The organism is Mesorhizobium sp. M8A.F.Ca.ET.181.01.1.1, from assembly GCF_004792025.1.
GTDB lineage: Bacteria > Pseudomonadota > Alphaproteobacteria > Rhizobiales > Rhizobiaceae > Mesorhizobium.
This window is the reverse complement of record NZ_SRTV01000005.1, coordinates 375318-390027: the sequence shown is the minus strand read 5'-3', so window position 1 is coordinate 390027 and position 14710 is coordinate 375318. Positions and strand designations below refer to the sequence as shown.

Below are 14710 nucleotides of genomic sequence, written 5' to 3'. Positions count from 1 at the left end.
CGAATAAGGAAGAACGGCCTCAGCGCGGCGGGACATCAAACCCTATTCGCTATTGGCTACTCCCTATTCGCTCCTCCGACCAACGGGAGGAGAACACATGACCAAGGTTGCAATCGTCACGGGTGGATCGCGCGGTATCGGCGCTGCCATCTCGATCGCTTTGAAGACTGCCGGCTATTCGGTTGCCGCGAACTATGCCGGCAATGACGATGCGGCGGCGAAATTCAAGGCCGAGACCGGCATTCCGGTCTACAAATGGTCCGTCGCCGATTATGACGCTTGCGCCGCCGGCATCAAGCAGATCGAGGCCGACCTCGGCCCTGTCTCGGTACTGGTCAACAACGCCGGCATCACCCGCGACGCCATGTTCCACAAGATAACGCGCGAGCAGTGGAAAGAGGTGATCGACACCAATCTGTCCGGTGTCTTCAACATGACCCATCCGCTGTGGAGCGGCATGCGCGACCGCAAGTTCGGCCGCGTCATCACCATCTCCTCGATCAACGGCCAGAAGGGCCAGGCCGGCCAGGTCAATTACTCCGCTGCCAAGGCCGGCGACATCGGCTTCTCGAAAGCGCTCGCCCAGGAAGGCGCCCGCGCGGGCATCACCGTCAACGTCATCTGCCCGGGCTACATCGCCACCGAGATGGTCAAGGCGATCGACGAGAAAGTGCTCAACGAGCGCATCATCCCGCAAATCCCGGTCGGCCGCCTCGGCGAGCCGGAAGAGATCGCGCGCTGCGTCGTCTTCCTCGCTTCCGAGGATGCCGGTTTCATCACCGGCTCGACCCTCACCGCCAATGGCGGCCAGTACTTCGTCTAGGCATTGATTTTCGCCTGCCCACCAACCAGCGGCCTTGACGGGCGAAAACGGACCGGGAAACCGGTCCGTTTTCAAGTGATGCTCTGGGCCTAAAACCCCTCGCTACGAGCGGCTGCCCCAATCCGGCACGCAAAGGTTAATGGCGGCAGCGCGCCTGCGCGAAACCTGTGGGCAAGCCTGTGGATTCTCGGTGGATAAGCTGTTCACAACACAAGATATTGGGGGAACAAAAAGGGAAAATAGCGCTGACGCTGTTTTGTCGCCGATTCGTTCCGGCTTTGAGCGGAAGTTAACATTAATAGGCCGAGATCACCCATAGTTTCTTAACCCACAATTCAGAAAGATTAACAATTTCATAATCTTGAGCAGTGCGCATCGAGCCCCCGACCTCGTTCACAGGCGAAAGTTAACAGAGAGGTTCGCCTAGCATAAAACGGGCCAGTTTTCTGATTCAGCATGTGGTGAGACTCATGGTCGCAAAATCCATATCTAGCCGTGAACAAAAGCTGAATCTGACGGAGTCACCGATTCGTCGCTGATTCGTTCCAGACTCGTTCCAACTGTTAAGCAGGAACTGATTTGCGGGCTGACACGGGCGTCTTCGGAACCCGGGCGGAACATTCCGCTTTCGCTTCGCGCCCGAAATCCCTATGTGTCGGCTGTCATACGCGCCGTCCAGGCACGCTCCCGACAACGAGAGGCCAGAAAGCCTTATTTCCGAGCCGATGAACATCCAGCAGAAACATACCGAGCCGCTGATCCTGTCGGGCCGCGACGTGACCGCCGTGCTTGGGCCGACCAACACGGGCAAGACCCATCTCGCCATCGAGCGCATGGTGGCGCACGAAACCGGCGTCATCGGCCTGCCGCTGAGGCTGCTGGCCCGGGAGGTCTACACGCGCGTCTGCGAGAAAGTTGGCGCCCACAAGGTGGCGCTCATCACCGGCGAGGAGAAGATCCAGCCGCCGGGCGCCAAATATTCGGTCTGCACCGTCGAAGCCATGCCGCGCGAGACCGACGCCGCCTTCGTCGCCATCGACGAGGTGCAACTGGCCGGCGACCTCGAGCGCGGCCATATCTTCACTGACCGCATCCTGCATCTGCGCGGTCGCCAGGAAACGCTGCTGCTCGGCGCGGCCACCATGCACGGCATCCTCCAGCGGCTGCTGAAAGGCGTCTCGGTGGTGACGCGGCCGCGCCTGTCGCATCTGGCTTATGCCGGTTCCAAGAAACTGACGCGCCTGCCACGGCGCACCGCGATCGTCGCCTTCTCCGCCGACGAGGTCTACGCCATCGCCGAGCTGATCCGGCGCCAGCAGGGCGGTGCGGCGGTGGTTCTGGGCGCGCTGTCGCCTCGCACCCGCAATGCCCAGGTGGCGCTGTTCCAGTCGGGCGATGTCGACTATCTCATTGCCACCGACGCGATCGGCATGGGTCTCAACCTCGACCTCGACCATGTCGCCTTTGCCCAGAACCGCAAGTTCGACGGCTACCAGTACCGCAATTTGACGGCGGCCGAACTCGGCCAGATCGCCGGCCGCGCCGGCCGGCATCTGCGCGACGGCACGTTCGGCGTCACCGGCCAGGTCGATCCGCTGGACGAGGACCTGGTCCAGAAGATCGAGGGCCATGACTTCGACCCGGTGAAGGTGCTGCAGTGGCGCACCGCCCAATTCGATTTCGCCAGCCTCGATGCGCTGAAGCGTTCCATTGAGACCAACGCCCCGGTCGAGGGCCTGACACGCGCACTGCCGGCCGTCGATGCCCAGGCGCTCGAACATCTCTCCCGCGACGAAGGCATCCGCGCGCTCGCAACCAATGCCAAGCGCGTGGCGTTGCTGTGGGAAGCCTGCGCGCTGCCGGATTATCGCAAGATCGCGCCCGCCCAGCATGCCGACCTCATCGCCTCGATCTACATGGACCTCGCCCGGCATGGTCATGTCGACGAGAACTATATGGCCGAGCAGGTGCGCCGCGCCGACACCACCGAGGGCGATATCGACACGCTGTCGCACCGCATCGCCCAGATCCGCACCTGGACATTCGTGTCGAACCGGCCCGGCTGGCTGGCCGATCAGGCACACTGGCAGGAAAAGACGCGCGAAATCGAAGACAGATTGTCGGATGCGCTGCATGAGCGGTTGACGAAACGCTTCGTAGACCGCAGGACTTCCGTCCTCATGCGGCGCCTTAGAGAAAATACCATGCCTGAAGCCGAAATCAGTCCTACCGGAACCGTCCTTGTCGAAGGCCATCACGTCGGCGAGTTACAAGGGTTCCGCTTCACCGCCGACCAGACCGCCGGCGGCGAAGACGCCAAGGCCGTGCGCACGGCCGCGCAAAAGGCGCTGGCCGCCGAATTCGATGCACGCGCGGAGCGCTTCGGTGCCTGCGCCAATGGCGATCTAGCGCTCGGTTCGGACGGCACGCTGCGCTGGATCGGCGCGCCGATCGGCACACTGGTTTCGGGCGAGGACGCGCTGAAGCCGCGCCTGGTGCTGCTGGCCGACGAACAGCTCACCGGCCCGGCGCGCGACAAGGTCGCCGCGCGCGCCGAGCGCTTCGTCAATTTCCAGATCGAATCCCTGCTGAAGCCGCTGGTCGACTTGAAAAATGCCGATCAGATTTCCGGTATCGGCCGCGGCATCGCCTTCCAGCTGGTCGAGAATTTCGGCCTCATCAATCGCCGCGACATCGCCGAGGAGATGAAGTCGCTCGACCAGGAAGGCCGCGCGGCGCTTCGCCGGCTCGGCGTGCGCTTCGGTGCCTACCACGTCTTCGTGCCGGCGCTGATCAAACCGGCGCCCGCCGGACTGGTGACCTTGCTGTGGGCGCTGAAGAACGACGGCAAGGACAAGCCCGGCTTCGGCGACGTCGTCCATGCGCTGGCATCGGGCCGCACCTCGGTGGTGATCGATCCGGCCTTCGACAAGGCGTTCTACAAGCTTGCCGGCTACCGCAATCTCGGCCGCCGCGCCGTTCGCATCGACATTCTGGAGCGGCTGGCTGACCTGATCCGCCCGGCGACCAACTGGAAGCCCGGCCTCGGCCAGCGACCGGACGGCGCCTATGACGGCCAGTCCTTCATGGTGACGCCGCCAATGATGTCGATCCTCGGCGCCACCGCCGACGACATGGAAGAGATTCTCAAGGGTCTCGGCTATCGCGCCGAGCCGAAGCCGGCGGCGGACGTCAAGGCGCGGCTGGAAGCGCAGGATACTGCCGCGCGGGAAGCCGCCGCGGCCAAGCAGGCAGCCGCGGAGGCAGCCCGCGCGGAACAGGCCAAGGCGGCGGAAGAGGCGGCAGCGCCAGCCGCCGAAGGATCGGAACCGGTGCCGGATGCGGCAGCCGCCGCGGCGATGGAGGTTGCGGCCGAAATCGCGGCAGACGCGCCGACGGAAGCTGCCGTGCAAGAGCAGGCGGAAGCCACGGCTGACGTTGCAGGGGGCGAAGAGGCGCCTGTGGCCGAAGCCGCCGTTGAACCCGTCGAGCCGGCGCCGGTTGAGTCGCGGGCCGAAGCTGAGACTGCCGAGATTGACGCCGCGCCCCCAGAAGAGGGCGCCGCGGCGGCGGAGCCGGCCGTCGGGGCCTCCGCGCCGACGGAAGCCGCCGAACCCGTTGCGGTGGCGCAAGCCGTCGGCGAAACGGTGCCGGAAGCCGAAGCGCCAAAGCCGATCCTGTTGTGGCGCCAAGGCCGCTTTGACCAGCGTCCGCGTCATCGCGACGGCCGCAACAACCGCCCGCAAAACGGACAAGCGCGCGGCCGAGGCAACGCGTCGGCCGATGCCGGCGGCGCACCGGCAACAGGCACGCCCACGGACCGTCCCGCCCATGAAGGACGCCGCGACGGCGCCGGCAAGCCGCGCTTCGACCGCTCGAAGTTCAAGCCCAAGCCGCAAGGTGACGGCGAGCAGCGCCGCGATGGCCGCCCGCAAGGCGATCGTCCCGAGCGCCGTGAAGGCCGCCCGGACTGGAAGGGCGGCAGGCCGGAAGGCAAGGGGGGCGGAAAGCCCGCCTTCCAACCCAAGCCGCGCGAGGAGCGCCCGGTGCGCTTCGATCCGGATTCCCCCTTCGCCAAGCTCGCCGCCTTGCGCGACCAACTAAAGAAGTAGGCTCGGCGCTTCGATGGTTGCTGAAGGCCGCCAGCGCATCGACAAATGGCTGTTCTTTTCGCGTGCGGTGAAATCGCGCTCGCTGGCGGCTAAATTGGTGGTCGCCGGCCGCGTGCGCATCAATCGCGACAAAGCAGCGCAGGCATCCGATCTGGTCAAGCCGGGCGACGTGCTGACCATCACGCTCGACCGGCGTATCTTCGTCTGGAAGGTGCTCGGCGCCGGAGTGCGGCGCGGCCCGGCCGAGGAAGCCCGCACTCTTTATGAAGACATGTCGCCGCCGCCCGCACCCAAGGCTGACGCCCTTCCCGATGCCATCCCGGCGTTGCGGGAGGCAGGCAGCGGCCGCCCGACCAAAAAAGAGCGCCGCCAGACCGACCGATTGCTCGACGAAGATTGAGCCGTTCGACCGACCGCGGAGGGGCGTTTCCCGAGGGCAACGACAAACAAAAAGCAGAACCGGGAGCGGCAAACAGGACGGCCGGTGGGGCATGCCGGGCCTTCGCGGCGCCGCCCACTTGGAATTCCATTCCCAAACCCTGATGCCCCTGGGAACGGCCACCCTTGCAAGCAGCCGATAAAGGCGTTACCTCACAAAAAAAGCCAACAAAAACGGGACATCCCGGAGCCGACCGATGACCTATGTCGTGACCGACAACTGCATCAAATGCAAATATATGGACTGCATCGAGGTCTGTCCGGTCGACTGTTTCTACGAAGGCGAGAACATGCTCGTCATCCATCCCGACGAGTGCATCGACTGCGGCGTCTGCGAACCGGAATGCCCGGCCGACGCGATCAAGCCCGACACCGAGTCCGGCCTCGACAAATGGCTGCAGATCAACACCGAATATGCCGAGAAATGGCCGAACATCACCGCCAAGAAGGAGCCGCCGGCCGACGCCAAGAGCTTCGACGGTGAGGCCGGCAAGTTCGAGAAATACTTCTCCGCCGAGCCCGGCGAAGGCGATTGACAACACCGCCGTAAAGGCTTGTATGACGTAGCGTAACAAGCACGTCGGATTAACCGCCTTGACAGGCGGCGATTGGTTGTGGCCTTCGCTTACGCAGCAAAACCTTGATTCTTCCGACTTTTTGTGTTACATCAGCGAAACATGCCGGTGACACAACGTCGATTTATGGCGCAGACGCCCCAAATCACTGAAAGGTGAAAATCCCATTCCGGACCAGAGCGATCTGGGCCAGGCGGTCGCAATTCGTGCGGTTTGCCGGTCCCGGCTTTTTCCGGTGGGTTCATCTGTTGTGCGGCTAATGATCGGTGACCCCGATCACGTGAGTTCAGCCGGCACCGCCGCCGGCCCACAACAAGGAGTTCAGGGCGTAATGGCAACGATCACCCCGCAGAAGAAGTCCACGGCCGCGCGTCACGGTTTCAAGACCGGCGAGTACATCGTCTATCCGGCGCATGGCGTCGGCCAGATCGTCTCGATCGATGAGCAGGAAGTGGCTGGCCACAAGCTGGAACTGTTCGTCATCGACTTCCAGAAGGACAAGATGCGGCTCAAGGTGCCGGTCGCCAAGGCGACCTCCATCGGCATGCGCAAGCTGTCGGAAGAGGATTATGTCGAGCGCGCGCTGAAGGTCGTGCAGGGTCGCGCCCGCGTCAAGCGCACCATGTGGTCGCGCCGTGCCCAGGAATATGATGCCAAGATCAATTCGGGCGACTTGATCTCGATCTCGGAAGTCGTGCGCGACCTCTACCGCGCCGACAACCAGCCGGAGCAGTCCTATTCCGAACGCCAGCTCTATGAAGCGGCGCTCGACCGCATGGCCCGCGAGATCGCGGCTGTCAACCGCATGTCGGAAACCGAAGCCGTGCGCCTGATCGAGGTCAATCTCAACAAGGGCCCCAAGCGTGGCGCCAAGGCCGACAATGAGGAAGCCGAGCAGGAAGAGGCTGCCTGAGCTTTTCGCTTTCGAGTTAACGAAAAACCCGGCCTCGTGCCGGGTTTTTTGTCTTTAAGATTGCCGGAGATTGCCGCGTCTATACGCCGGCCTCCTTCTCCGCCGCCTCCTGCTTCAGCGTGGCGATGAACCGCTTTGTCCTTTCGCGCTCCGGATTGCCGAATAGCGTGGCGGATGGCCCCTGCTCGACAATGACGCCGGCATCGAGGAACACCGCTTCCTGGGCGATCTTGGAAGCCAGGCGCAAATCATGCGTCGCTATCACCATGGTCGTTCCCTCGCTGGCGAGCTGACTAAGCACATCGACCACCTCCTGCGCCAATTCCGGGTCGAGTGCCGAAGTCGGTTCGTCGCACAGCAGCACCTTGGGCGACGGCGCCAGCGCCCGGGCGATCGCCACGCGCTGTTGCTGGCCACCCGACAGCGTCGCCGGCCAGGCATCCGCCTTGTGGGCCATGCCGACCTTCTCCAGCAGCGCGAGCGCCCGTTCATGTGCCCTCTGGGGCGACCATTTGAGCACCGTGACCAAACCTTCCATGACATTTTCGATGGCGGTGCGATGCGGAAACAGCTGGAAATTCTGGAACACCATGCCGGTCTGCAGGCGCAGACGCCTTATGTCCGCCGCCGGCACCTTTCCGCCCGGGCGGAACTCGAGCATCTCGTCGCCGATCCGCACCGTGCCCGAGGTCGGGATCTCCAGGAGGTTGATGCAGCGCAGCAGCGTGCTTTTTCCCCCACCCGAAGGACCGACAAGGGCTGTGACGCTGCCCTCGGCGATGGCAACCGTCACCCCTTTCAGCACGAGATTTTCGCCGAAGCGTTTTTCGATGTTGGTGAGGCCGATCATGAGCGTGCCTCCAGGAAGCCGCCATAGCGGTTGAGCCGCTCCTCCAGCCGCGTCTGCAAGGCCGACAGCACCGAACTCATCGCCAGATAGAGGATCGCAGCCTCGACATAGAGGATGAGCGGCTCATAGGTGGTGGCAACGATACGCTGCGCTGCCTGGAACATCTCCGGCACGGTGATGGCGGCGGCCAGCGACGTGTCCTTGACCAGCGAGATGAAAGTGTTGGAGAGCGGCGGCACCGCCACCCGGCCGGCTTGCGGCAGGATGGTGCGCCGCATCGCCTGGCTCCAGGTCATGCCGATCGAGTAGCCGGCCTCCCACTGGCCTTTCGGCACCGAGCCTATCGCCGCGCGGATGATTTCCGACGTGTAGGCGCCGATGTTGAGGGTGAAGCCGATCAGCGCCGCGGTAAAGGCATCGAGCAGGATGCCGACCGAAGGCAGGCCGTAGAAGATCAGGAACAGCTGCACCAGCAGCGGCGTGCCGCGGAAGATCCAGACATAGAAGCGCACGAGCGCCACCAGCGGCTTCGGGCCGAACAGCCGGCCGAGCGCCGCGCCCAACCCCACCGTCAGGCCGAGCACGAAGGACAGCAGCGTCAGCGGCACGGTGAAGATCAACGCTGCCCACAGCAGCGAGGGCAGCGACTCCAGCATCAGTTGCAGCCAGTGCGGCACGAAAAATCCTCCGGAATGGACAAGCGGCGTCATCGAAGCGCGAATGCGTCAGCCATATCACGACAAAAGCGGCGAGCCGTCAAAAACGGCTCGCCGCTGGATGGGCCGCGGGGCGACGACCGGCCCCGCTTTATGAATTACTTCGACACGTCCTGGCCGAAATAGGTGTCGGCGATCTTCTGATAAGTACCGTCGGCCTTGATGTCGGCCAGCGCCTTGTTGATGGCCGCGACCAGCTCCGGATCGCCCTTGCGCACGATGACGCCGGAATAATCGGCATTCTCTTCCTGGGCGGCGATCTTCACATTGGCGTCGGGCTTGTGCTTCTTGAAGTCGAGGAACGACAGGCTGTCATTGATGGTGGCGTCGGCGCGGCCGGTCAAAAGCAGCTGGATCGACTGGTCGAAGCCGTCGGTGCCGACCAGTTCGGCGCCATTCGACTCGGCCAGCTTGCCGAAATTGGAGGTCAGCGACTGCGCCGACTTCTTGCCCTTGAGATCGGCGAAGGTCTTGATGTCGGTGTTGTCGCCGCGCACGATTAGCACCGCCTTGGAGGCGATGTAGGGATCGGAGAAATCGTACTTGGCCTTGCGGGCATCGGTGATGCCGACTTCGTTGATGACGGCGTCGTAGCGCTTGACATCGAGGCCGGCGATCAGGCCGTCCCACTTGCCCTCGAGGAACTGCGCCTTGACGCCAAGCTTGTCGGCGATCGCCTTGGCGATTTCGACGTCGAAGCCGACCAGCGCTCCGGATGCATCATGATAGGTAAAAGGCGCGTAAGTGCCTTCCGTACCGACCTTGATGACGCCGGCCTGCTTGATCTGGTCGAGATTGGCGCCGGCATGGCCCGATGCGACCGCCAGGGCCTGCAGCGTTCCGGCGATGATGAGTGACTTGAGCCATTTCATTTTTCTGTGATCCCGTCCTTGGCCTGATGTCAGGCATGTTGTGAGGGCTGGAAAATGACAGATGCGGGTCGAAAAAATAAGGAATGAAATTTCAAAGAGGGCCAATTCCAGAAATCGAATACTCTAAAAGGAATTTCTCTGCAGCATTCAGAGTTCCGGGCAGCCGTGCCGAAATTGCCCGGATCTCATCGCTCGCCTGCCCGCGCCAGCGGAACCTTTCCCGCGCACGGCAGTTTTGGCTGTTCTAGGGCATGACGCCGTCATTTCAAGCCGGTGCCTGTCATCCGCATCGCCTGAGCCAGGGAGCGCCTTATGATGGAAGACACGGCAGGTCGGGTCATGGTCCGCGCGGCAATGAGGGCGCCCTACCTCGAGCGCGACGAGGAGCATCGGCTTGCATTGCTCTGGAAAGAAGACAACGACCAGAACGCATTGCACAGCATCACCGTGGCCCATATGCGGCTGGTCATTTCCATGGCCTCGAAATTCCGTCACTACGGCCTGCCGCTTGGCGACCTGATCCAGGAAGGTCATGTCGGCCTGCTCGAGGCCGCGGCCCGCTTCGAGCCTGAGCGCGAGGTACGGTTTTCGACCTACGCGACGTGGTGGATTCGCGCTTCGATGCAGGATTACATCCTGCGCAACTGGTCGATCGTGCGCGGCGGCACCAGTTCGGCGCAAAAGGCCCTGTTCTTCAATCTCAGGCGCCTGCGTGCGCGCCTCGCGAACGGCGCCGAACCGCTCTCCAACACAACCCTCTACCGCGAGGTGTCGGTTGCGCTTGGTGTCTCCGAGGCCGATGTGGCGTTGATGGATTCACGCCTCTCGGCACCGGACTCCTCGCTCAACGTGCCGCTTGCCGATGATGCGGGTGCGACCGAGCGGATGGATTTCCTGGTCTCGGACGATCCCCTGCCCGACGAGATTGTCGGCGACAAGATCGACGTCGCGCGCCGCTCGCTTTGGCTGAGGGAGGCGCTTCAAGCTCTCAACGCCCGCGAACTCCGCATCATCGAGGAACGCCGGCTGACCGACGAGGGCGCCACGCTCGAGGCACTCGGCGAGACGCTCGGCATTTCCAAGGAACGCGTCCGCCAGATCGAGGCCCGCGCGATGGAAAAGCTCAAGGTCGCGCTGGTGAAGCAGAATCCCGAATTCATGGCGACCGCCGCCTGATTCGCGCAATGGGCGCTACTTGTCGGTGACGATCTTGACCTTGTCGCCGGCCGAAACCGCGGCCCCCGGCGACAACGCGTTGAGCACGCGGAACAGGTCGAGCTTGCGGTCGACGCCCACCATCTGCGCGGCAAGCGAGCCCATGGTCTGTCCCGGCTGTACCGTAAGCACACGGATATGCAGTGGCTTCAGGGCCGCCTTTTCGGCGGGACTGAGAATGCGGAAGGAGCCGCTGACCGAGCGCGCCACCGTTTCCAGCGAGGTGCTGGCCGAGGGCGCCGCGGTCAGCAATCGGTAAACCTGGCCGCCGGCGCGGATCACCGCGATATCGAACTGCCAGCCTTCGGCGCCGGCATGCGCGGTCGCCGCCTCATTGCCGTTGATGGTTTCCTGCTTGACAGTGCTGTCGTCGAGGCCAGCCACCCAGCCGCTTCTGATATAGTCGGTCAAGGCGCGGTTCTTGTCGATCGAAACGCCGTCGAAGCGGATTGCTATGTCGCCAGGACCGGTCGCCGTCACCGCTGCCGCCGAATTGTCGATGATGAAACCGTCCGGCACCGTGAACGACACGCCGAGGCCCGGATGCAGGAAGGTCTCGCCGCGCACATAGCCTTCTTCCGGCGTGTCGCCGTAGAGTAGGCCGTCTATGCCGGCGAGGAAGGAATCACGGTCGCGCGTGCCGAAGCCTGGCGCGCCGAACTGGCGGGCGTGGCGCTGTGCCAGATCGATGCGCTGCGGCGTGTTGGGGTGCGTCGCAAGGAAGTCGAGGCTGGCGTCCGTGGCGCCGCTGATCGAGCGGAAATCGGTGTAGGCCGACATCGACTGCAGGAAGCGGCCGGCGGCATAGGGATCGTAGCCGGCTTCGCCGATCGACTTGATGCCGATGGCGTCCGCCTCCAGTTCCTGGTTGCGCGAGAACTGCGCCAGCCTGAGCTTGCCGCGGATCAGTGCTGCCTTGGCGGTCGGGCTGTCGCCGAGCACATCCGAGACGACCTTGGTCGCCAGGCCCTCCTCGGCCTCCAACTGCTGGCGCTGCAGGCCATGATTGGCGGTGACGTGTCCCATTTCATGCGCGATGACAGCGGCGAGCTCGGACGAATCATTGGCCAGCGCCAGGAGGCCGCGCGTTATGTAGAGATAGCCGCCCGGCAGTGCGAAGGCGTTGACGTTGGGCGAATTGAGGATGGTGATGCGATAGGTCTGGGTCGGGTTGGCCGATACCACGGTCAAATTGCCGACCACCTTGGCGACCATGCGCTCGAGCTTGGGATCGGAATATTCGCCACCATAGGTCGCCAGGATGCGCGGATGCTGCGCCTTGGCGAGTTCGGCAAGCTTGTTGTTGGCGGCGACATTGTCCACCGTGATCGGCTTGTCGGATGGCTGGAAGCCGGATTCCTGGACCTCCGGAGGCGTGAACATCTGGCAGCTCGCCAGCGCCACGGCAAAGCCAGCCAGCGCCAAGAAGCGCGCCAGCGGGTTCATTCGTAGCCTGTCAACGCCGATCGCCAGAATGGCTTCCTTTCAGGTCCTTGCGCATGATCATGCAATGCGCAAAACAAACTGCTACAGCGTCCGTCACGCGCCCCTCGGGCCGGGCAGCAGATGCTGTAGGCAAATCACGGCCAGTGCCGGACCGGTATCGAGCGGACCTAGCCACACTACTCCAGTCATGGCAAGCAAGCGCCACATCGCCTCGGGCCGGTTTGAGCGTAAATTATGTCCGCTTCCGGGCAATATCTCGTGATAAGGCATCCCCGGCACCCGCACCGATATAGCGCCGGAACGCCTCCGGACCAGCCCCGGCAAAGAAATCGTCCGCCGTGCCTGTGGCGGCGACGGCGCCATTGTCCAGAAACACCACCTTCTGGCCGATGCGGCGGGCATCCTGCGGCTGGTGCGTGACGAACAGCACCGTCATGCCACGCTCGGCATGAAGGCCAGCAACCAGGTCGAGCATGTCGTCGCGCAAGGCGGGCCCAAGCGAGGCGAAGGGTTCGTCGAGCAGCAGCACCGGGCGGTCACGCACCAGCACGCGAGCCAGGGCGACGCGCTGGCGCTCACCGCCCGAAAGTTCGCGCGGCAGCCGCTTCTCCTTGCCGGCAAGACCGGTGCGCGCAAGGGCGCCCGCGATATCGGCGTGGTCGGTATCGGTCAGCCGCAACGATGGCGAACGGCCGAGCCCGACATTCTGCTCGACGGAAAGATGCGCGAAAAGATTGTTCTCCTGAAACACCATCGACACCGGACGCACGGCCGGCGGCTCACCACTGACATCGCCCCCGCCGATCAGCACGCGGCCGGATCTCGGCATCTCGAATCCGGCCACCAGATTGAGCAGCGTCGACTTTCCCGAACCGCTTGGCCCCATGATGGCAGTGATTTGCGTCGCGGTGAACTCGACATCGAAAGCGAACAATGCCTCGCCATAACTGAACGAGACCTTGTCCAGCCGCACCGGAACCCCTTTGGCGTTAGCCGCACCGTCAGACATCGCGGGCCATCCCCTTTCCCAGCCGGTCCGCTGCCAGCACCAGTACCAGGCAGACAAGGCCCAGCAACAACGCCAGGCCGGCGGCGTCCTGGGTGCGGTAGCTGCCCATGCGCGCCAGGAGAAGGTAGGGCAAGGTCTGTACGGAATCACTGCCGAACAGGGCGATGACGCCGAGATCGCCAAGCGACAGCGCCATGGCGAACGCGAAGGCGGTGGCGAGCGGCCGCCGCAGCGACGGCCAGTCGACCAGCTTCAGCCTTGCCCAGCCGGAAATGCCGAGCTGTGCGCAGAGCCGTTCGTGGCGCTCGCTTGCCGCATCATAGGCGGGGCGGATGGCGCGCAGCGCGAAAGGCATCGCCATGACAGCGTTGACGGTGACGACCATGAGCGGGGCGATGGCAAAGACGTCGCCGACGTGGCGCAACAGAAGGAACCAACCGGCGCCGACGACGATCGGCGGCACGACCAGCACAAAGCCGGCGCCGGTATCGGTGGCGTGTTCGAGCAGTGTCATTGGGCCGGAGCGGCGGTTCGATGCCAGCGCCCGCCGCGCCATTGTCAATGCCAACGAGAGCATCACCGAAAGCAGCGCCGAAAGGAAGCCGAGCACGGCGCTGGTGAGTGTCGCCTGCCGGACAGCGGTCTCGCCGGCCAGCCGGTCGAGATCGGCGCTCAATCCGGCGATCACGGTCGCCGCCATCGGTCCCGCGACGACCAGCAGCGCCAATCCGATGAGCAAGGCATTCAGTGTGGCTTCGGTGCCGTTGACGGAGAGATAGCGGCGCGGCGCGACCGGCAGGTTGGTGTCGCCGACGACATTGGCGCCGAGCCGCGTCAGCGCCAGCACCACGATGAAGGTCAAGGCGATCTGCAGCAATGTCAGCGCGACAGCCCTCGCGGGATCGAAATCGAAGCGCAAGGCCTGATAGATGCCGACTTCGAGCGTCGTCGCGGCCGGCCCGCCGCCAAGCGTCAGCACGATGGTGAAGGATGTGATGCAGAGCATGAAGACGAGCCCGGCGACGCCGGGCATGGCGGCGCGCAGTGTTGGCCATTCGATCAACCGGAACGCCGGCCGCGCCGCCATGCCGAGCTGGCTCGCCAGCCGCCACTGGTCGGAGGGGATGGTCTGCAGCGCCTCGAGGAACAGGCGGGTGGCCAGCGGCAGGTTGAAGAAGACATGGGCGACGAGAATGCCGGAGAGGCCGTAGATGCCCGGCCAGCCCTGGCCGCCAACCCAGTTGAACAGGCCGGCGAAATAGCCGGCACGGCCATAAAGCGCCAGAATGCCGAGCGCCGCGACGATCGCCGGCAGCGCCAACGGCACGGCGAAGAGCTGCAGAATGAAGGCGCGGCCGAAGAACCGTGGATGCCGCGACAGCGCCCGCGCCACGAACAGGGCCGGCCCGACGGAGAGCAGCGTTGACAGGGCCGCCTGCCAGAGTGTGAAGCGCACGACGCGCAACAGATAAGGGTCGAAGGCCACCCAGGCGCCGGAGAGATCGTGTGCGCCTTCGACAAGCAGCCCGGCAAACGCGCCGCCGATCAAGAGCGCGATCGCCGCCAGCGCTACGCTGCCGGCGGTAATGCGGGGATCAGACGCGGGTTGCACGAAAGGCCTTTAACGTGCGTCGCGTTCCTTCGCGCCCCCCTCTGTCCTGCCGGACATCTCCCCCACGAGGGGGGAGATTAGCAGCTCCGGCGCCCAGCTCATTCCTGCAATGTTGGCGATTGGCGAAAT

Annotated in this window: 12 protein-coding genes; 6 read left to right on the top strand and 6 right to left on the bottom strand. The window is 64.0% G+C overall.

The annotated features are described in order from the left end of the window. The first annotated feature begins 97 nt into the window (after window positions 1–97). The 5 genes from phbB to EN824_RS20355 all read left to right on the top strand — a co-directional run bounded on the left by phbB (window position 98) and on the right by EN824_RS20355 (window position 6861). Entirely contained in the window at window positions 98–823 is a 726-nt protein-coding gene (phbB, locus tag EN824_RS20375; RefSeq protein ID WP_127277284.1) for an acetoacetyl-CoA reductase, read from the top strand. 725 nt (window positions 824–1548) lie between these two features. Then, on the top strand, window positions 1549–4935 hold the full coding sequence (locus EN824_RS20370; RefSeq protein WP_135932632.1) for a helicase-related protein: 3387 nt from the start codon (window positions 1549–1551) through the stop codon (window positions 4933–4935). Between the two features lie 13 nt (window positions 4936–4948). Further along, a complete protein-coding gene (locus tag EN824_RS20365) occupies window positions 4949–5335 on the top strand; it encodes an RNA-binding S4 domain-containing protein (protein WP_127279399.1) in 387 nt (128 codons plus the stop codon). 235 nt (window positions 5336–5570) lie between these two features. After that, entirely contained in the window at window positions 5571–5909 is a 339-nt protein-coding gene (gene fdxA / locus EN824_RS20360) for a ferredoxin FdxA (protein ID WP_095089463.1), read from the top strand. A gap of 370 nt (window positions 5910–6279) precedes the next feature. Next, on the top strand, window positions 6280–6861 hold the full coding sequence (locus EN824_RS20355) for a CarD family transcriptional regulator (RefSeq protein WP_006327799.1): 582 nt from the start codon (window positions 6280–6282) through the stop codon (window positions 6859–6861). Window positions 6862–6940: 79 nt separating this feature from the next. On the opposite strand, the gene EN824_RS20350 is transcribed toward EN824_RS20355, so the two are convergent. The 3 genes from EN824_RS20350 to EN824_RS20340 form a co-directional block, all read right to left on the bottom strand. After that, on the bottom strand, window positions 6941–7711 hold the full coding sequence (locus tag EN824_RS20350; RefSeq protein WP_127279398.1) for an amino acid ABC transporter ATP-binding protein: 771 nt from the start codon (window positions 7709–7711) through the stop codon (window positions 6941–6943). Beyond that, window positions 7708–8388, bottom strand: coding sequence for an amino acid ABC transporter permease (locus EN824_RS20345; protein ID WP_127279397.1), 681 nt, complete (start codon window positions 8386–8388; stop codon window positions 7708–7710). Before EN824_RS20345 ends, EN824_RS20350 begins: the two co-directional genes overlap by 4 nt. 137 nt (window positions 8389–8525) lie before the next feature. After that, window positions 8526–9299 (bottom strand): amino acid ABC transporter substrate-binding protein, encoded by a 774-nt coding sequence (locus tag EN824_RS20340; RefSeq protein ID WP_127279396.1) that lies wholly within the window; start codon window positions 9297–9299, stop codon window positions 8526–8528. Between the two features lie 312 nt (window positions 9300–9611). Here EN824_RS20340 and EN824_RS20335 point away from each other — a divergent pair, with 312 nt between their 5' ends. Next, complete coding sequence (locus tag EN824_RS20335) at window positions 9612–10475, top strand: RNA polymerase factor sigma-32 (RefSeq protein ID WP_127279395.1); 864 nt, start codon at window positions 9612–9614, stop codon at window positions 10473–10475. A gap of 15 nt (window positions 10476–10490) precedes the next feature. Here the strand turns inward: EN824_RS20335 and EN824_RS20330 are convergent, their stop codons facing one another. From EN824_RS20330 to thiP, 3 genes are all read right to left on the bottom strand, one after another. Continuing rightward, complete coding sequence (locus EN824_RS20330; protein WP_023784820.1) at window positions 10491–11960, bottom strand: M48 family metalloprotease; 1470 nt, start codon at window positions 11958–11960, stop codon at window positions 10491–10493. Between the two features lie 232 nt (window positions 11961–12192). Beyond that, window positions 12193–12969, bottom strand: coding sequence for a thiamine ABC transporter ATP-binding protein (thiQ, locus tag EN824_RS20325; RefSeq protein ID WP_135932631.1), 777 nt, complete (start codon window positions 12967–12969; stop codon window positions 12193–12195). Continuing rightward, window positions 12962–14581, bottom strand: a complete 1620-nt coding sequence (gene thiP, locus EN824_RS20320) for a thiamine/thiamine pyrophosphate ABC transporter permease (RefSeq protein WP_135863180.1) — start codon at window positions 14579–14581, stop codon at window positions 12962–12964. Before thiP ends, thiQ begins: the two co-directional genes overlap by 8 nt. Window positions 14582–14710 lie beyond the last annotated feature (129 nt).